The 17,256-nt window shown below is 39.9% G+C and carries 19 protein-coding genes; 9 read left to right on the top strand and 10 right to left on the bottom strand.

What is annotated here, in order from left to right:
- From OCV82_RS08505 to OCV82_RS08485, 5 genes are all read right to left on the bottom strand, one after another.
- Positions 1-948: a hypothetical protein gene (locus OCV82_RS08505; RefSeq protein ID WP_154044020.1), complete on the bottom strand. Its 948-nt coding sequence runs from the start codon at positions 946-948 to the stop codon at positions 1-3.
- Positions 949-984: 36 nt separating this feature from the next.
- Positions 985-1,863 carry a hypothetical protein gene (locus tag OCV82_RS08500; RefSeq protein WP_154044019.1) on the bottom strand — a complete coding sequence of 293 codons (879 nt, stop codon included), beginning with the start codon at positions 1,861-1,863 and terminating at the stop codon, positions 985-987.
- Positions 1,860-2,291, bottom strand: a complete 432-nt coding sequence (locus OCV82_RS08495) for a hypothetical protein (RefSeq protein ID WP_154044018.1) — start codon at positions 2,289-2,291, stop codon at positions 1,860-1,862. The genes OCV82_RS08500 and OCV82_RS08495 overlap by 4 nt, the downstream gene beginning before the upstream one ends.
- A gap of 9 nt (positions 2,292-2,300) precedes the next feature.
- The gene (locus tag OCV82_RS08490) at positions 2,301-2,999 is read right to left on the bottom strand and encodes a hypothetical protein (protein ID WP_262543300.1); all 699 of its coding nucleotides are present in this window, start codon (positions 2,997-2,999) and stop codon (positions 2,301-2,303) included.
- 1,069 nt (positions 3,000-4,068) lie between these two features.
- The gene (locus tag OCV82_RS08485; RefSeq protein WP_154044017.1) at positions 4,069-4,566 is read right to left on the bottom strand and encodes a porin family protein; all 498 of its coding nucleotides are present in this window, start codon (positions 4,564-4,566) and stop codon (positions 4,069-4,071) included.
- 362 nt (positions 4,567-4,928) lie between these two features.
- Here OCV82_RS08485 and OCV82_RS08480 point away from each other — a divergent pair, with 362 nt between their 5' ends.
- From OCV82_RS08480 to OCV82_RS08470, 3 genes are read left to right on the top strand one after another with little or no spacing between them, the layout of a single operon-like run.
- On the top strand, positions 4,929-5,753 hold the full coding sequence (locus OCV82_RS08480; protein WP_154044016.1) for a DUF3805 domain-containing protein: 825 nt from the start codon (positions 4,929-4,931) through the stop codon (positions 5,751-5,753).
- Positions 5,754-5,768: 15 nt separating this feature from the next.
- Complete coding sequence (locus tag OCV82_RS08475) at positions 5,769-7,634, top strand: ABC-F family ATP-binding cassette domain-containing protein (protein WP_154044015.1); 1,866 nt, start codon at positions 5,769-5,771, stop codon at positions 7,632-7,634.
- Positions 7,635-7,637: 3 nt separating this feature from the next.
- Complete coding sequence (locus tag OCV82_RS08470; protein ID WP_154044014.1) at positions 7,638-8,177, top strand: hypothetical protein; 540 nt, start codon at positions 7,638-7,640, stop codon at positions 8,175-8,177.
- Positions 8,178-8,267: 90 nt separating this feature from the next.
- Here the strand turns inward: OCV82_RS08470 and yihA are convergent, their stop codons facing one another.
- Entirely contained in the window at positions 8,268-8,873 is a 606-nt protein-coding gene (gene yihA, locus OCV82_RS08465; RefSeq protein WP_154044013.1) for a ribosome biogenesis GTP-binding protein YihA/YsxC, read from the bottom strand.
- A 36-nt stretch (positions 8,874-8,909) separates the two neighbouring features.
- The gene (locus OCV82_RS08460) at positions 8,910-10,370 is read right to left on the bottom strand and encodes a sodium:solute symporter (RefSeq protein ID WP_154044012.1); all 1,461 of its coding nucleotides are present in this window, start codon (positions 10,368-10,370) and stop codon (positions 8,910-8,912) included.
- 88 nt (positions 10,371-10,458) lie between these two features.
- On the opposite strand from OCV82_RS08460, the gene recR reads away from it, so the two are divergent.
- The 3 genes from recR to OCV82_RS08445 are packed head-to-tail and all read left to right on the top strand — an operon-like array spanning position 10,459 to position 12,067.
- Positions 10,459-11,076, top strand: a complete 618-nt coding sequence (gene recR / locus OCV82_RS08455; RefSeq protein ID WP_154044011.1) for a recombination mediator RecR — start codon at positions 10,459-10,461, stop codon at positions 11,074-11,076.
- 14 nt (positions 11,077-11,090) lie between these two features.
- Complete coding sequence (locus OCV82_RS08450) at positions 11,091-11,555, top strand: hypothetical protein (protein WP_154044010.1); 465 nt, start codon at positions 11,091-11,093, stop codon at positions 11,553-11,555.
- Complete coding sequence (locus OCV82_RS08445; protein ID WP_154044009.1) at positions 11,552-12,067, top strand: GNAT family N-acetyltransferase; 516 nt, start codon at positions 11,552-11,554, stop codon at positions 12,065-12,067. The genes OCV82_RS08450 and OCV82_RS08445 overlap by 4 nt, the downstream gene beginning before the upstream one ends.
- Before the next feature lie 10 nt (positions 12,068-12,077).
- Here the strand turns inward: OCV82_RS08445 and OCV82_RS08440 are convergent, their stop codons facing one another.
- Positions 12,078-12,668, bottom strand: a complete 591-nt coding sequence (locus OCV82_RS08440; RefSeq protein ID WP_154044008.1) for a YqgE/AlgH family protein — start codon at positions 12,666-12,668, stop codon at positions 12,078-12,080.
- Positions 12,669-12,696: 28 nt separating this feature from the next.
- On the bottom strand, positions 12,697-13,182 hold the full coding sequence (locus tag OCV82_RS08435; RefSeq protein WP_154044007.1) for a GNAT family N-acetyltransferase: 486 nt from the start codon (positions 13,180-13,182) through the stop codon (positions 12,697-12,699).
- A 138-nt stretch (positions 13,183-13,320) separates the two neighbouring features.
- Here OCV82_RS08435 and OCV82_RS08430 point away from each other — a divergent pair, with 138 nt between their 5' ends.
- Entirely contained in the window at positions 13,321-13,968 is a 648-nt protein-coding gene (locus tag OCV82_RS08430) for a YwqG family protein (protein WP_154044006.1), read from the top strand.
- Positions 13,969-14,075: 107 nt separating this feature from the next.
- Here OCV82_RS08430 and OCV82_RS08425 read toward each other — a convergent pair whose 3' ends face one another.
- Positions 14,076-14,270: a hypothetical protein gene (locus OCV82_RS08425; protein ID WP_154044005.1), complete on the bottom strand. Its 195-nt coding sequence runs from the start codon at positions 14,268-14,270 to the stop codon at positions 14,076-14,078.
- A gap of 132 nt (positions 14,271-14,402) precedes the next feature.
- Here OCV82_RS08425 and OCV82_RS08420 point away from each other — a divergent pair, with 132 nt between their 5' ends.
- A complete protein-coding gene (locus OCV82_RS08420; protein WP_154044004.1) occupies positions 14,403-14,762 on the top strand; it encodes a hypothetical protein in 360 nt (119 codons plus the stop codon).
- A gap of 102 nt (positions 14,763-14,864) precedes the next feature.
- Positions 14,865-17,186 (top strand): TonB-dependent receptor, encoded by a 2,322-nt coding sequence (locus OCV82_RS08415; RefSeq protein ID WP_154044003.1) that lies wholly within the window; start codon positions 14,865-14,867, stop codon positions 17,184-17,186.
- Positions 17,187-17,256: the final 70 nt, after the last annotated feature.

The following is a 17,256-nucleotide window of genomic DNA, read 5'->3' as shown; positions in this document are numbered from 1 at the left end:
CTATTCGTTCTCTCTCACTTCATCGGAACCCCAGCCTCCTTCATAATGTTTTCCATCTTCAGTCTCGATGTACTTTTCACCGAGGATACCTCGTTCCGTTTTTCTTATTTTGGATTTATTTCCATATTCGTCAACGATATATCCGCCCTTTTTATTTTCTTTCATTATTTCATGGGCCAACCGTGACGCTAAAGGTGCCTTTGCCAAGTCTTTTGTACTTAATATGGCACTCCACAATCCGAACAGTGCCATAGGAACTGTTGTGACTGACATGATGGTTATAATCAGCCAACGTGGCAAATCCAGGTCAAACCCACCCATAAGCAACCATAATATTAATCCGCCTGCCGCGGCTCCAATTGCACCTGCCAATAATGTCGATAAAACATATCCCAAGAGAATCTTTGCCAGATAATAAATGATTACTAAAAAAATTATTCCCCATATGATTAGCAGTTTATCTTTCCAGGTACTTCCAAAAGGCTCGTTCTTTTCAGGACTGTCTTTCGGCGTTGATACTGTTTCTGGATTTATGTAGTTGAAAACCCAATCGCTTTGATATACAAGTTGCCTGTTGTCAGCATTGAGACGTAAAGTATCTATTGATATAGCCAATGATGGATCAAACACTTGATTATTGGAGTCAACAGTTTTTACCACAAACAATCCGTTTCCGAGCGAAGCTATAGAATCAATATCGTATTGATAAATACGCCTGAGATTGCTGAAATTCATGAAGCCATAACTCTTTCGTCCGTTAAGGTCGTTAAAAGGTTCATATGTCCTTTCTGTGGAATTTAACTCTATTACATAAGAGAACTTTTCACCATCCATTTCTACAGGCATCTCCCAGCGACCTATTAATGGTTCGTCCTTGTCGCTACATGCTATCATTGAAAAAAATATACATATTATATATATATACCTGAGAAGTTTATATCTTTTCATTATAGAAATAAATTTTTATTATGGGTAAATTCAGTATCAGAAATTGAAAGACATTGCAAATCCGCCTGATTGTGTTGTTACGTATGGAGATACTTTCATTTGAGCCTCACCCAACATGAATGGTTTGCGTTTTCCTCTTGCTGCAATTCCGTCAATGACGTTCCATATATAGAAAACAGCGGCACCCGCAATACATCCGTTTCTTATGTTAGCGCAGTTGTCGGCCTTGTTGGCATAGCTTCTTCTCTTGTCCGCATTATTGGTGGAACTGAATTTGGATTCGTAGGATGATCTCATGCTTTCAGTCGCTACTATACCACCGATACATGCCGCTTCGGCTAAAATGAAAAATACACCTTTGCCTTTGCTACCCTTATGTATTTGTGCCCATCCGGGTATGAATACTCTTCCGGAGAAGGGGTAACGTCCGGTAAGAGAAGCATTGTAGCTCCTTAGTTGCTTATCGAAGTTTTTATCACGGAAATAATTGGTATTCAGCTGATAAAAATCATCAGCTCCATTAACGTTACGTTGCACCTGTATAAGTATATATATTTTCATTTTGTTCTCCCCTAAGTAAATAGGTTCGGTCGCGCTTACAACACGGCGTTTCATCCGATTGAATTTTACAGCTGCGTTGATGCCTTGAGTGGCTACCATACTAATGTCTTGTTCGGTAATTCCAATCAGACCTAGTTCATGAAGTGATTTTCTCAACGCATCTGCCCATGCGGCATTGGTTGCGGACTGTTCGTCATGACCTTCTCCAACACCCCAACTCAAGAAAAAATTAGCGCCGGCAGGAGGTACAGGTGTAGAATATGCCCATGATGGTCTTAACTCTGTTGATGATTGTGCTAAAACGGTTATATTTGTCGCAAAAAGCAACAATATACTATAAATAATATTTTTCATTCCTCTTCTTTGTTTGTTATACAATTGAAAGATTTGAATTTTGGCCTTTGGTGTACGTCATTGGCTACTTGGCATAATATGTAAACTTTATAGCCACGTCTGGTAGTTAGTTCTCTGGTATATTGACATACTTTATTAATAGGTATTTTTACATAACGTGAAGCTTCTACCAACAAACTGTCTCCTTCCATTTGTTCCATTTTCTGTATATCTACAGGAATACCAATGGCAAAAGCACTTTCGAAAATGGCCATAGCAAAAGCCTTTTTCGTGGCAGCTTCTTCGGTAAGCCCCGTACCTTGTGAAACCCTGTAATAATAGCTTGTTGTTTTTGCTGGTGGGCATTGTACCCATGAAGGCATAGCACCTTGCCCAAATGAAAACAAGGTGCATGTTATCAATAATATAGTCAGTGAAATAATTCTCATAAATATAAATTATTGCATTGCATCCAATTCTGCTTGTTTGCGGGCTGCTTCTTTGGCTAGTTCTTCGTCCATCTTTTCGAAGAATTTCTTTTTATCATAATCAACTTTTCGTATTTCCAATTCTTCAGCCAAACCTTTCCGAGCATCTTCTAATAATACTTGTACAGCAACATAGCAGGTATATCCACCTGTCGCACTTTGTGTTAGTTTACGGCATACCACATTTGAATATTTGTTAATTACCGCTGTACCGATTGATTGTGCGCCTCCTTCCAGTTCACTTTCATACATTTTTTTTCCACTTGGTACGTTAACATCCTTAGTATAGTCTTCTATAGCATTCTTTATCATACCGATATATCTGGTCATAATATCTACAGAGGCCATTCTGTTAGCGTCAGCAATTGCACGTGGACGTTCGCTACGATCTTCAGCAATACCTAGTCCTGCCATATATACACCTGGTTTATCGTATGCTTCGTCTAAGCAAAAAGTAATTAGTACTTGTTCTCCATTTGCCATTACTGGTTGCGTTGGATCATTTGCCACTGGAGCAGGTGTAGGGGGTGGAGTAGTCATCATCGCCACTTGTTTGCTGCCACATGAGGTGGTTAAGAAAATTGTTGTGCATAAAAGTCCCGCAGAAATGGTTTTAATTAAAGAAAAATTCTTTCTGTTGCAGAAAGCGTTAACATTCTTGAGTGTCATAGCATCTGAATTTTTTATTTGCCCGTAGTCTCCCCTCATTGGGCTATAAATAAAAAAAGGCATGGGAGTCTGTACTTCTTGCTTATCCCGAACTCAGGCTCTCGCATTGCCCATCTGTAAGGATAAGCAACGCAGTTAGCCCATGCCAGAGTGAGTATACAATAACACCTTACCATAACATATACATGTATGGCTTGATGCCGGATACGACACCTGAACGGGCGTTACTCGTTGCCGTCTCTTCTTACAGATACAAATTTGCGAGATTTGAGTTCAGAAGATTTACGTCAAAGTAAACGCCTTTCTTTTAAAAAAAACATCCCGCTGCCCCTCCGGGCTAACTGGACGTTGCAAAGTTAATTTCTTTTTAAATATGATAAGTCTTTTTTTTGAAAAAATATCTGTATAGGTTGTTTTTTTGTACTAATGTTATAAAATATATTCTAAGCTGGATTTAAGTTCATCAATTTCGGTATATCCATTTATATGCTAACATTTCATTGCTTTTTCAAAATCTTCTTTTACTATGGAGAGATAATTTCATCATTTATTTGCCAAATCTTCCCATTAGGACTGTAGTGAAATGCATTTATTGAATTTTGAAGCATTCCTTTATAATATATTGCCTGTTTTCTAATCCAATCTACGCTTATTAATTACTTAGTAATTTGTTTGTTTTTAAAAAGCTTTGAAATATTCGTTATCTAGTCAAAGGTTTGTTTATCAAGTCAGAAGAATTTTATAGGTTTGCTTATATTTTCTATAAACCACAGTGTTGTTTTTATAAATCACACTGTGGTTTCTACAAATCGCAGTGTGGTTTATAAAAGTGCAAGTTGTATTTATGAATTTTACGGGCATAAAATCAGTTTTATGCCGGCACGTAAATTATTTTATACTACATAAACTACAAGTTTTGCGATCGTTCGTCTGTGGGTTACTACATAAAAAATCTCCTGATTTTAGCCATATAAATGACTAAAACAGGAGATTTCTTATTTTCAAGTTTAAATCTATATGATTTTTACTTTAACTATTCTATTATGAAACTGCTTCCTTTAATGATATTTTAGAACTTATACATAAAAGATGCCATTGGAACAAACTGGGTTCCACTGATTATCTGTGCCTTCAACTCAACTCCAACGGCAAAATGGCTAGTAAAATCATAGCTGCCGCCGATACCCAAGTTTACTCCGAACTTACCGTCAGAATCACTCACACCGCCGGATGAAGCTTTTGCTTGCATAAATGTCAGACCGGCCAATGGGTAGAGTTTGTACTTTTCACCTCTAAAAGCATTCCAATGAACGTCGGCATTGATGTCCCACCATTTCATTGTAAAATCATCACCGTATCCAAAATCATATTTATCCTTGAAATAGTAATTGAAACTTCCTGCTACATCGAACGCGTCGTTGATGCCGTACATTACTCTACCTCCAAGGAATGGTTTACTGATGTCTGTACCATAACCGAAGTTCAAACCAACTGACCAGGATCCTGATTGTGCAAAGCCTGCTACTGAAATGAAGGCCATTGCAACTGCCATAAGTAATTTTTTCATAATAATCTTTTTTAGTTTGTTCTTAAACCTATTTTACAAAAGTAATCGAAAAAAAACTTAAATCAAAATAAAAATAATATTTATTTGTGATATTGATATACTTTTTTACGATATTACAAAATGACTTCGTTTTATGGCGGAAAAAGTTATTTTGTAGTGTGTATAGTCTAATGCCTTGATTTTTAGTCTGTATTATTTAATGGTTTTATTGCGTTTTGTAATTGGGGCTAGTGGGCTTTGGAGATAATGATTTTATACTGGCACGAAAACTTGTTTTGACGGTGGAAAAGTTTTTTATTTTATTCTATAAAGCATTATATTTGCATACAGAATTAAGTATTAACATCTAAACTATCTCTTATATGAAATATATTTCTCCCGGTTCATGGTTCTCGCTGGAATATCCGGCAGGATGGCATGAGTTTGAAGATACAGAAGACAGCTTCCTTTTTTACAATCCTGAAAAGTGGAACGGTAATTTCAGAATCTCTGCTTTCAAAGGGCAGGACAAGAAGTATGCCGAAGAGTGTATGGATTATGAATTGAAGAACAACCGTACTTCACGACTGGTGAAGGTGGGAGAGTGGTCGTGTGTCTATTCAACTGAGAATTTCCAGGAAAACGGAAACTGGTACACTTCGCATCTGTGGATTACAGGAAAGGGTGATATTTCTGTGGAATGTTCTTTTACTGTGGCTAAAGGAGAAAGTATGAAACCTGCAGAGAGCATTATAACTTCGTTGAAGGTGAGATGCGAGGGAGAGAAACCTTGGAAAGGGGTCATCCCTGTGCGTGTACTTGAAATCAATGCCATAAACGAGAGCTTCGACTGGGCTGTAATGACTATCAAGAAACAGCTTACAAAAGATTTTACTTCATCAGAGGCTGATATTGCAAGCATTCAGAAAGTGATGGACAGTGGCAAGTTCAACAACAGCCAGCGCCAGGCCTGGGAGTCTTTCGGTATGGCTTTCGGCGCCATACTTGTCAATGAGATGGACGGTATGGAATGGGTGACTGTGGTTGACGGACAGAAAGAGTATCCTGCACTGAAGTTTGCCGAAACTGATGTTATGGTGTATCCGCAGCAGTTGGTATGGAGCAGGGTTAAGAACGGTAAGTCATGTAGCCTGAAAGCCGAATTCGATAAAATCAAGGCTGAGGTTGAAAAGGCGATAAATAATTAATAATTAAAAACTCAAATGACTCCATATTTACAGGTAGAAAATCTTACCAAATCCTTCGGCGATTTGGTTCTATTCAATTCAATATCTTTCGGAGTGGCCGAGGGACAGCGTATCGGTCTGATAGCGAAGAACGGCTCCGGAAAGACTACTTTGCTTAACATTCTTGCAGGAAAGGAAGGTTATGACGATGGAAAGATTACTTTCCGTCGCGATCTTCGTGTAGGCTATCTTGAACAGAGCCCTCAGTATCCTGACGATATAACTGTGCTTGAGGCATGTTTCTATCATGGTACTCCGGTGGTACAGCTCATAAAGGAATATGAGAAATGTATGGAGACCGAAGGAAATCCCGGACTGGAGGACTTGCTGGCACGCATGGAGCACGAAAAGGCATGGGACTACGAAAGAAAAGCAAAACAGATTCTCTCGCAGTTGAAAATCAGGGATTTCGACCAGAAAATAAAACAACTCTCCGGAGGTCAGCTCAAGCGTGTGGCTCTTGCCAATGTGCTTATCACCGAGCCGGATCTGATTATACTTGATGAGCCAACCAACCATCTGGACCTCGATATGACAGAATGGTTGGAGGAATATCTCAAGCGTGGTACTCTGAGTCTGCTGATGGTGACTCACGACAGATATTTCCTCGACCGTGTGTGCTCTGAGATTATCGAACTTGACAACAAGCAGGTTTATTCATATACAGGAAACTACAGTTACTATCTCCAGAAACGCCAGGAGAGGATAGATGCCGCCAATGCGGAAATAGCAAGGGCGAACAACCTCTACCGTACCGAGCTGGAATGGATGCGCCGTATGCCTCAGGCACGCGGACATAAGGCAAGATACAGGGAGGAAGCTTTCTATGAACTGGAGAAGGTGGCAAAAAGAAGAATGAACGATTCGAACGTGAAGCTTGACGTGAAGGCTTCATACATCGGCTCTAAGATATTTGAAGCCGACCATCTCTACAAGAGTTTCGGCGACCTGAAGATTCTTGATGATTTTTCATACATCTTTGCGCGATATGAAAAGATGGGTATCGTGGGAAACAACGGTACAGGAAAGTCAACCTTTATAAAAATCCTTATGGGATTGCAAAAGCCTGACAGCGGACGCTTGGATATAGGTGAGACAGTGCGTTTCGGTTATTATTCGCAGGAAGGACTTCAGTTTGACGAGCAAATGAAGGTTATAGACGTGATAACTGACATTGCCGAAGTAATAGAGTTGGGTAATGGCAAGAGACTTACGGCATCGCAGTTCCTGCAGCATTTCCTTTTCACTCCGGAGACTCAGCACAGCTACGTATATAAGTTGAGTGGTGGCGAAAGACGACGTCTGTATCTCTGTACTGTACTTATGCGTAATCCTAATTTCCTTGTTCTGGACGAGCCGACGAATGACCTCGACATTGTGACTTTGCAGGTATTGGAAGAATATCTTCAGAACTTCAAGGGATGTGTTATTGTGGTAAGCCACGACCGTTACTTTATGGATAAGGTGGTAGATCATATCCTTGTGTTCAACGGTCAGGGTGATATTCGTGACTTCCCGGGTAATTATTCTGATTATCGCGACTGGAAACTTGCAAAGCAGGATCGCGAAAAGGAAGCTGCCAAACCAAAGGAGGAGAAGACACAGAAAGTACGCCTGAACGACAAGCGCCGCATGACCTTCAAAGAAAAGAAGGAGTTTGAGCAACTGGAAAAGGAAATAGCTGAACTGGAAGAGGAGAAGAAGGCTATAGAAGATGCTCTTTGCAGTGGTACATTGAGTGTGGACGAACTTACTGAGAAATCGAAGCGTCTGCCGATACTTACTGACGAGATTGACGAGAAGACCATGCGCTGGATGGAACTCAGCGAAATTGAGGGATAGGATATGGATTTCCGTAAGAGACTCCTTCAGCGTTTGAGTCAGGACGACATACACGAGATATGTTTTCTCACTCAAGGTACGGACAACGACAGTCTGAAAGAAGAACTATATACCCTGATATCTGATGAGGATGTCAGGGTTTCATATAATGCCTTGTGGGTGTTTACCTATTTTGACCTGTCGAACAATAAATGGCTGTATGCAAAGCATGACGAATTGATTGATAAGGTTATAGCTGAAAAGCATGAGGGAAAGAGGCGTTTGTTGCTCACTCTTATATTGAGACAGTCATTTGACCGTGATACTTTGCGTACCGATTTTATTGATTTCTGTTTTGATACTATACAGTCATCGCATGAGTCGTATGCTAACCGTGCTTTGTGTATGAAGCTGGCGTACGAGCAGTGCAGATTTTTTCCTGAACTTCTGTCTGAATTAAGTAATTGTCTTGAAATAATATCTGCTGAGTCTTTATCTTCAGGACTGAAAACGGCCAGACGTAATGTGATGAAGAAGATATTGAAAGATGTACGTTTTGTGTAGGTAATGTTTTGTATTTCTTGCTCAGAAAACGATTATAAAAATTAATCCGCTTTATACATCTATCAAAGAAGTATATAGCGGATTAATTTTTTATTGTTCTTTCAGTGATTTGTTTATACCGTCTATATAGTCAAGTATCTCTTGTCTGCCGGTACCGTTTTCAGATGAGGAAATGAAATGAGGAGGCAATTCTTCCCATTGCTCTTTCAGCTTGTTCAGGTAGTTGTTTACGTTCTGTCTTGTCTTGCCTACAGTCTGTTTGTCGGCTTTTGTAAATATAATTGCAAACGGAACACCGTTTTCGCCAAGCCATTCTATGAATTCAAGATCTATTTTCTGAGGCTCATGACGGCTGTCTATTAGTACAAAAAGGCAGGTAAGCTGTTCGCGCTCAAGAACGTAGTATTCTATTAGGTTCTTGATCTTTTCCATCATCTTCTTGCCTCTCAATGCAAATCCATATCCAGGAAGATCGACAAGATACCATTCTTTGTTGATCAGGAAGTGGTTGATAAGCAGAGTCTTACCTGGAGTGGATGAAGTCATGGCAAGCTTCGGCTTCTTTGTCAACATATTGATAAGGCTGGATTTTCCCACGTTGGAACGGCCTATGAAAGCATATTCCGGTATATCCGATTTTGGACACATATCAGCTCTTGAGCTGCTTATTGTGAATTCTGCACTTTTTATTTCCATATATATGTCTTTTATAAATTTTCTAACAATTAAAAACTAACAATTTACCCTTTTCTTTCCCAAACTCAATGCTGTAAGTCCCATGAATGTGAGAAAACCGTTGAACATCAGCATTTCGTAACCGAACTTGTATCCTGTGGCATTGAATGTGAGAATGTCTATTATGTAGCATATGGCAGGTGATATAATTGCTATATAAGGCACATATTTGTCGCGTGGCCTTAATTTGGTGAAAAGTCCGAAGCAGAAAAGTCCCAGCAGAGGACCGTAGGTATATGATGCAAGCGTATATATAGTGTCTATCACGCTTTGGCTGTCTATGGCTTCGAATATCAGAATACATGCCACGAACACTATGCTTATACCAAGATGAGTGATTTTTCTTACTCTCTCGGCTTTCTTTTCACTATATTTGTCCGTATTCAGAATGTCTATACAGAAGCTTGTCGTCAGGGCTGCTAGAGCGGAATCGGCACTGGAGAATGCTGCCGCTATTATTCCTATGGTGAAGAAAACCAGTACTGCATATCCCAGATGACCGCCTGCCGCAAACATCGGAAGGAGGTCGTCGCCCTTAGCCGGAATTGTTATATTCATCTGTGTGGCTGCTACCATGAGCAGGATACCCAATGAAAGGAAAAGCAGATTTACCGGCACGAAAGATATTCCGTAGCAGTACATATTTTTTTGTGCTTCTTTAAGATTACGGCAGGAGAGGTTCTTCTGCATCATGTCCTGGTCAAGTCCTGTCATTACTATGGTTATGAATATCCCGCTGAAGAACTGCTTGAAGAAGTTTTGTTTAGACTGCCAGTCGTCGAAAACGAAGATACGGCTTTCTCTGCTGTTCTTTATGGTGTCTATCACTCCGCCAATGTTAAGGTTCAGCTTGTCTGCTACATTATATAATATCAGTCCCAATGCCAGCAGGAGACACAGTGTCTGCAGGCTGTCTGTCCATACTATCGTACGTATGCCGCTCTTGTGTGTATATAGCCATATCAGCAATACGGTTCCTATGGCTGTCACGGCAAACGGTATGTTATAGTCATCGAATACGTAGTGTTGCAGGATAATGCATACCAGGTAGAGCCTGGCAGCTGCTCCTAACATTTTTGATATGAGGAAGAATGAAGCCCCCGTTTTGTATGAATATCTGCCTATCCTTTGCCCCAGATATGTGTATATTGATGTAAGGTTCAGCTTATAGTATAGGGGGAGGAGTACGTGAGCTATTATCAGATAGCCCACAAAGAAGCCCATACATGTCTGCATGTAGGTCATGTCTATATTTTTCACCATGCCTGGTACAGAAACGAATGTTACTCCGGACAGTGATGCGCCTATCATTCCGAATGATACTATATACCATGGTGACTGGCGGTTGCCCCGGAAGAATGCATCGTTGTCCGAATGTCTGCGGGCTGTTATACGCGATATGCCAAGTAATATTCCGAAATAGATTATTATTGTGATTAGAATGAATATGCCGTTCATGTTAATAGTAAATTAAAGCACAAAGATAATCAGATTTTTTGTATTTTTGCGGCTTGAAGTAAACTAACAAACTCAAAAAAAAGACACAATGAACCAACAATATCCATCGGTACTTTTGGAAAAGGCCGTTGACGAGTTTTCACGATTGCCGGGTATAGGAAGAAAGACTGCGATGCGTCTTGTACTGCACCTTTTGCGTCAGGACACCGAAGCTGTAGAGGCGTTCGGCAATGCGATAGTCACATTAAAGCATGAGGTGAAATACTGTAAGGTATGCCATAATATTTCGGATACGGATGTCTGCCGGATATGTTCCACACCGTCGCGCGATTCTTCAATCGTGTGCGTGGTTGAAAATATCCGCGATGTGATGGCTGTAGAGAATACCCAGCAGTTTAACGGATTGTATCATGTGCTGGGCGGTGTGATTTCTCCTATGGATGGTGTGGGACCGAATGATTTGCAGATAGACAGTCTTGTAGATCGTGTAAAGGCAGGTGGAGTGAAAGAGATAATTCTGGCATTGAGCTCTACTATGGAGGGTGACAGTACCAACTTCTATATCTTCCGCAAACTGAGCGGACTTGATGTGAAGGTGTCCGTGATTTCGCGCGGTATTTCGATAGGCGACGAACTGCAATACACAGATGAGGTTACTTTGGGACGTTCTATAGTAAACAGAATTGAGTTTACGGGAAAAATGTAATAAAAGGAATTGTGATGGAACAGAAAATAGAAGGATTATTGAGATTATTAAAGATTGAATTTATATTGGCATGGGTTGTTATTATTGCTCTTATTGCAGGATATGAATGTGAGGTATTGGAAGAGGGTGCTCTTGTGGGTAATGCCAATGCGGAATATGTGGCACAGCTGACCGGAGTCTTGTTGGCCATATGTCTTATTCCTATGTCGCTTCGTATTTTCAATCTGTCTCTGACAAAGTATATAAAGAACCTGAATATAGAAAAAGCCTTGAAGAGTTATCGCCGTTGGAGCGAGGTTAGAATTATACTTTTGCTTGTAGTAGCAGTGTTCAATATATCGCTTTATTATTGGACAATGGATACTACAGGTATTCTTTGTGGTGGCATGGCAGTCTTGGCTACTATGTTATGCGTTCCTGGCAGAAGACGTATGCTTTCTGAACTTGACTTGCAGAAAACAGAAGGGGAGGATTTATGATGAGCGACATTATTCTTCGTGCACCGGAGCCTGAGGATCTGGAAATAATGCTGGCTGTGGAGAATGATCCTTTGCTGTGGGAGCATAGTAGTGAAAATACAGGACCATATACCCGCTACCAGATGAAGCAGTATATTGCCGAGAATACTAATGATATATTTACAGACAGGCAATTGAGGATGATGATAGAGCTTCAGGACGGAAGAATAGCAGGAATGGTTGATGTGTTCGATTTCGATGTCAGAAATAATAAGGCAGAGATTGGCATTGTCGTGTTGCCGGAGTTTCGAGGAAGGGGTATAGCAAAGGCGGCAATCTCCCGAATGGAGGCACATTGTTTCGGATTTATAGGGATAAATCAGTTGTATTCTTATGTCCGAAACGATAATGTTACGGCACGTTCTGTGTTTGATTCGTGTGGGTTTACAGAAGTTGCCGTACTCAAATCGTGGATCAGAAGAGGTAACAAATATTATGATGTGTGCTTATATCAGAAGATAGCTGCCTTGTAATTATAAGATATCAGTTCATCGATGGTATCAACGGATATTTGGACCATGTACTATACGGCTCACCCATTATATCCAGACTATTTTTCCACATATTACCGATATCTTCTCCCATAATTATATCTTTTCGTGGATTACTTATAATCCATGTGTCATTATCTATTTCAGCCTGCAGCTGTCCTTCATTCCATCCTGCAAGTCCCATATAGAAGCGTACCCTGCCTTCTAGAGGATTTCCTTGCTTTATATATTTAAGCATGAGGTTGAAACTTCCGTTCAAGAACAGGCCGTTTCCCAAAGGTATGGACTGGTCTATCTCCTGAATGTCATGGATGAAAGATAAATTGTATCGGTTCACGGGACCTCCTTTGTATAGAGGAATTCTTGGAACATCATCCAGTTCGTGTACAAGTTCATTGAGCGACATCTGAACCTTTAGTTCTTTGTTCAGAACTATCCCAAGATTACCTTTTTCTTCGCTATTTATCAGCATTACTACGGATCTTTGAAAATGATAATCGTTTATGAGTGGCGATGCTATGAGAATTCTGCCTGTCGTAGGAGTGAGGTCGTTTGATCTTACTTGGAATAAATCTTCGTACATATTTGTGTCTTCTTGTAAATTATTTTATTCAAAGAATTAACTCATAATCTATCACATCAAGAAACCGGTTGAATTTCATTCCTACTTTCTTGAAATGTGATACTTGCTTAAATCCTAATTTCCGGTGTAGCCTGAAACTGTTTTCATTTCCTTCTGTGATACATGCTATAAGTGTCATAAAACCTTTTTTACGGCAAATATCAATCAGTTCTTCCATTAGTTTCTGTCCTATTCCGCGTCCAGTATGTTCTGGAGATACATATACAGTGGTTTCAAGTGTACGGCTGTATGCATCTTTTTCTTTCCATGGGTGGGCATAGCAAAAACCGGCAATTTTTCCATCTTCTGTCCGGTAAACAATATATGGATAAGATGAGGACAATGTAATGATACGTTGTTCCATCTTTTCTGTTTGCCATTCTTCTGTATCGAAAGTGGCTACGCTTTCGCGTATATAGTAGTTATATATGGCAGCTATTTCGGCTGCATCGTTTTCTGTTACTTTTGTTATCATCGGTCTCGTTTTTGTATATTTATAACAAATATACAACAATTCTTCTAATAATTTGTTCTAAAACTTCATTATTATAAATATAATTGTTATTTTTGTTTATATACGTAATATATATTTTTATATCTAAAAAATAATACTATGATACCTGTTCATCTTATATTGTCAAATGTTGGTGAAAAGTTGCCTTGCGGTACTTCACGATTTTGGGGAAATCCTGATTTGCCTTCGGATTATTCCTTTCCTGAATATGTGGATGAAGAAGGGAATAAATGTAATTATAATTTTTTGTGCCAGATTAATCTTGCAGATGTTGCTCCGTACGATATAAATAATATTCTTCCTCATAATGGTGTTTTGTCGTTTTTTGCAATAATGGGAAGTTATATTGGCGATTATAATAGTGCAACTCCCATTGGAGGTGTTGTCAGCAATTCAAATGCTGTTAAGGTTATATATTTCCCTATGTCGGAAGGTGTTCGCGAGGTAAAGCCTGATAATGGAAATGCAGAGTTTATTGTTCCCAATGAGATAAAGATAGATTTCAGTCTAAGTAAAAATGATGATTCGGACGAGCATGCTTTGTTGGCAGAACCGCAGTTCAGACAATGGGATAATTGGGATCATCCTTATGAGGACTGGCAGATTTTATTGCAGGTAGATTCGTTCGAAGGTGATGATTTCATCCTGAATTTTATGGATGTAGGAGTGCTTGACTTCTTGATTTCTCCTTCTGATCTGAAGCAACATTGTTTCGATAATGTCCGAGCCATTGTTCTTTCGTCGTGATATTTTTGTAAATGCAAATATCATTATGGATTTATCTGTAAAAAGACTGAGGTTTTTATTGGTAACCGTGTAGCTTTTATTTTAATTTAATGTGACAATATGAAACATTAAGTATGCTTGCCGCTTCCGTAAACAAAGACTAGATTAGCGATGGAAAATGATGGATAACGATAAAGTTTCACTGTGGTATATGTTGGTAAAAGTAAACAGTATGATATGTTCTTTGTTCTAAGGTGAAACTCTACTGTCTGATATGTTACGGCTATTGTCAGATTTAATGTAAAATAGTTTCTGAATGCCATGATAATGTCATATTATATGATTTTGTCATGGCATCTTTATTATATAACGCATAAAATTTGTTCCATTACATTGAATGCTTTAATATTTTGCTTATCTTTGCTGCGCAATTTATAATGAGTATAAATAGAGTTATGACAAAAAGCACTGGAGCATGGATTAGAATAATGGCCTCGCTATTTCTTACTGTGTTTGTGGCATATTATGCCATAGTCTCTGCTTATGCCCATGTACACGTTGTGAACGGTGTAATGGTAGTGCATTCGCATCCATTCTCGGATCAGCATTCACATACGGCCGGACAGACTCTGGTTCTTCATTTTCTTACGGATTTCCATTCATTGGAAGCTTCGGAACCTTTGATTGTCGATACACCGTTTCAACCTGTATTCCTTATTGATTATACAGAACATGTTCCTACATGTCTGTTGCCGGAATTTGATTCCGGTATAGGTCTGCGCGCACCTCCTTATTCTTCATTTCTATTTGTATAGTAAGGCACCATATATGGTGTCCTGTCTTTTCGTGCCTGTATTTCTGTATAGGCATGGAATAAATACGTTGTAACTTTTTATCAAATTTATATCAATAAAGAAATGAAGAAATTATCAATATTCATTTCGGCTCTTGTGTGCGCCATAGTCAGTATGGCGGCAGGGGTCGATAACAGCCCAGTGAAAGAGGGTAACGTAATTACAGGTCATGTAATAGAAAAAGGTACGGAAAATAGTCTTCCATATGCTACAGTCATTATTGTTGAAACGGGTGAGGGAACAGTGACTGATACAGACGGATATTTTAAGCTGAAAAAAGTTCCTGCAGGTAAATATACGTTGAAAGTGAATTCTGTTGGGTATGCACAACAGACTAAAGAGGTGAGTGTGAGCGATGAATATACTGTAGATGTGCATTTTGTCCTCTCGGAAGAAACAATCATGACTGATGAAGTCGTGGTGTCTGCCAACAGAAATGAAACAAGCAGGAAACTTGCTCCTGTGGTGGTGAATGTGATGAACAATAAACTGTTCGAAATGGTAAATTCTACTGATTTGGCAAAGTCGCTTAACTATCAGTCAGGATTGCGCGTGGAGAATAATTGTCAGAACTGCGGTTTCCCGCAGGTTCGTATAAATGGCCTTGAAGGGCCATACTCGCAGATTCTTATCAATAGCCGTCCGGTGATGAGCGCATTGTCTGGAGTGTATGGTCTAGAGCAGATTCCTGTGAATATGATAGAGAGGGTAGAGGTAGTGCGTGGCGGTGGATCGGCTCTTTTCGGTGCAAACGCTGTAGGTGGTACTATCAATATCATAACAAAAGATCCTGTAAACAATTCATTTCAGGTTTCTACCAATATGTCTAACCTTGGAGGAAAATCTTGGGAACAGTATATGGGAGCGAATGCCTCGCTCGTATCTTCTGATAATACATACGGTATAGCATTGTATCAGTCTTATAGAAACAGAAATCCGTATGACGCTGATGGCGACGGTTTCTCGGAACTGGGAAAACTGAATATGAATACATTCGGACTCAGAGCTTATTACCGCCCGACTCATTTCAGCCGAATCAGCCTGGAATATCATACAACAAATGAATTCAGACGTGGAGGAAGCAATTTCAATCTGCAGCCTCATGAGGCAGATATTTGTGAGCAGACTAAACATATAATAAACAGTGGTGGCTTGACTTATGATGTTTTCTTCAATGAATATCGTCATAAACTCTCTGTTTACGGTTCTGTTCAGCATACAGACCGTAACAGCTATTATGGTACACAGGAACTTGATGATCCGGGTAAGGCATACGGAACTACTGACGACCTTACTGCCGTAGGTGGAGCAATGTATGTAGGTAATATGGATAAGTGCCTTTTCTCTCCGGCTACTTTTACCGGTGGTCTGGAATATCAGTACAATGCCTTGCATGACATCATGGCGGGATATAACCGCGATTTAAAGCAGGATGTAAAAGTGGCCAGCGCATACGCCCAGAACGAATGGAAGATGGATAAGTTCACTTTGTTGGCAGGATTCCGTCTTGACAAGCATAATCTTGTGGATAATGTGATATTCAGTCCGCGTGTGAATGCCTTGTGGAAACCATCGGATAAGGTACAGGGACGTCTGACTTGGTCAACAGGTTTCCGTGCTCCACAGGCATACGATGAGGATCTTCACGTAGCTGCGGTAGGTGGTGAGGCTATGATTATACGTCTGGCGGAAGGGCTCAAGCCTGAACGCTCAAACAGTTTCAGCGGTTCGGTAGATTGGAGTGCTTCGTTCGGTCATTTCCAGTCAAACCTTTTGATTGAAGGTTTCTACACAATGCTTAATGATGTATTCTATCTTAAAAATATAGGTGAAGGCGATCAGCAGGGAACTACCATACAGGAGCGTTGCAACGGACGTGGAGCGAGAGTGTATGGAGCGAATATCGACTATAAGATTGCTCATGGCAGGGATGCCCAGTTGCAGTTAGGTTTTACTGCACAGCAAAGCAGATATACAGAGGCTGTTTATTGGAGCGAGGATGCAGATGTGGCACCTACAAAGAAGATGACGCGTACTCCTGACCTGTACGGTTATTTTACGTTTACTTCTGCTCCATTCAAGAACAAGAATTTTGATTTTTCATTGTCTGGTGTATATACAGGACGTATGCTGGTACCTCACTTTGCCGGTTATATAGAGAAAGATGTTCTTGAAAAGACTCCGGATTTTATGGAACTTAACCTGAAACTTAACTACACTTTTGTATTGAACGACCATCTGAAACTTCAGTTGAACGGTGGTGTGAACAATATGTTCAATGCTTTCCAGAAAGACTTGGATAAAGGTATAGGACGTGACTCAAAATACTTCTACGGTCCTACACAGCCTAGAACTATATTTATCGGTATAAAGTTCTTCAATTAAATACAGTTTAAAAGTCATTTAAAAACATTTCAGGCGGTGCTCTGTGATATTATCACTGAACACCGCCTGA

The sequence above is a fragment of the Bacteroides cellulolyticus genome, assembly GCF_025567135.1.
GTDB lineage: Bacteria > Bacteroidota > Bacteroidia > Bacteroidales > Bacteroidaceae > Phocaeicola > Phocaeicola cellulolyticus.
The sequence above is the reverse complement of the archived record's forward strand: the minus strand, read 5'-3'. Positions and strand labels throughout refer to the sequence as shown.

Coding starts and splice junctions, on each gene's coding strand:
- OCV82_RS08450 (WP_154044010.1), top strand. CDS start 11,091: ATGGAACAGAAAATAGAAGGATTATTGAGATTATTAAAGATTGAATTT.
- OCV82_RS08490 (WP_262543300.1), bottom strand. CDS start 2,999: ATGACACTCAAGAATGTTAACGCTTTCTGCAACAGAAAGAATTTTTCT.
- OCV82_RS08415 (WP_154044003.1), top strand. CDS start 14,865: ATGAAGAAATTATCAATATTCATTTCGGCTCTTGTGTGCGCCATAGTC.
- recR (WP_154044011.1), top strand. CDS start 10,459: ATGAACCAACAATATCCATCGGTACTTTTGGAAAAGGCCGTTGACGAG.
- OCV82_RS08505 (WP_154044020.1), bottom strand. CDS start 948: ATGAAAAGATATAAACTTCTCAGGTATATATATATAATATGTATATTT.
- OCV82_RS08430 (WP_154044006.1), top strand. CDS start 13,321: ATGATACCTGTTCATCTTATATTGTCAAATGTTGGTGAAAAGTTGCCT.
- OCV82_RS08475 (WP_154044015.1), top strand. CDS start 5,769: ATGACTCCATATTTACAGGTAGAAAATCTTACCAAATCCTTCGGCGAT.
- OCV82_RS08440 (WP_154044008.1), bottom strand. CDS start 12,668: ATGTACGAAGATTTATTCCAAGTAAGATCAAACGACCTCACTCCTACG.
- OCV82_RS08420 (WP_154044004.1), top strand. CDS start 14,403: ATGACAAAAAGCACTGGAGCATGGATTAGAATAATGGCCTCGCTATTT.
- OCV82_RS08425 (WP_154044005.1), bottom strand. CDS start 14,270: ATGGCATTCAGAAACTATTTTACATTAAATCTGACAATAGCCGTAACA.
- OCV82_RS08445 (WP_154044009.1), top strand. CDS start 11,552: ATGATGAGCGACATTATTCTTCGTGCACCGGAGCCTGAGGATCTGGAA.
- OCV82_RS08480 (WP_154044016.1), top strand. CDS start 4,929: ATGAAATATATTTCTCCCGGTTCATGGTTCTCGCTGGAATATCCGGCA.
- OCV82_RS08495 (WP_154044018.1), bottom strand. CDS start 2,291: ATGAGAATTATTTCACTGACTATATTATTGATAACATGCACCTTGTTT.
- OCV82_RS08470 (WP_154044014.1), top strand. CDS start 7,638: ATGGATTTCCGTAAGAGACTCCTTCAGCGTTTGAGTCAGGACGACATA.
- OCV82_RS08435 (WP_154044007.1), bottom strand. CDS start 13,182: ATGATAACAAAAGTAACAGAAAACGATGCAGCCGAAATAGCTGCCATA.
- OCV82_RS08500 (WP_154044019.1), bottom strand. CDS start 1,863: ATGAAAAATATTATTTATAGTATATTGTTGCTTTTTGCGACAAATATA.
- OCV82_RS08460 (WP_154044012.1), bottom strand. CDS start 10,370: ATGAACGGCATATTCATTCTAATCACAATAATAATCTATTTCGGAATA.
- yihA (WP_154044013.1), bottom strand. CDS start 8,873: ATGGAAATAAAAAGTGCAGAATTCACAATAAGCAGCTCAAGAGCTGAT.
- OCV82_RS08485 (WP_154044017.1), bottom strand. CDS start 4,566: ATGAAAAAATTACTTATGGCAGTTGCAATGGCCTTCATTTCAGTAGCA.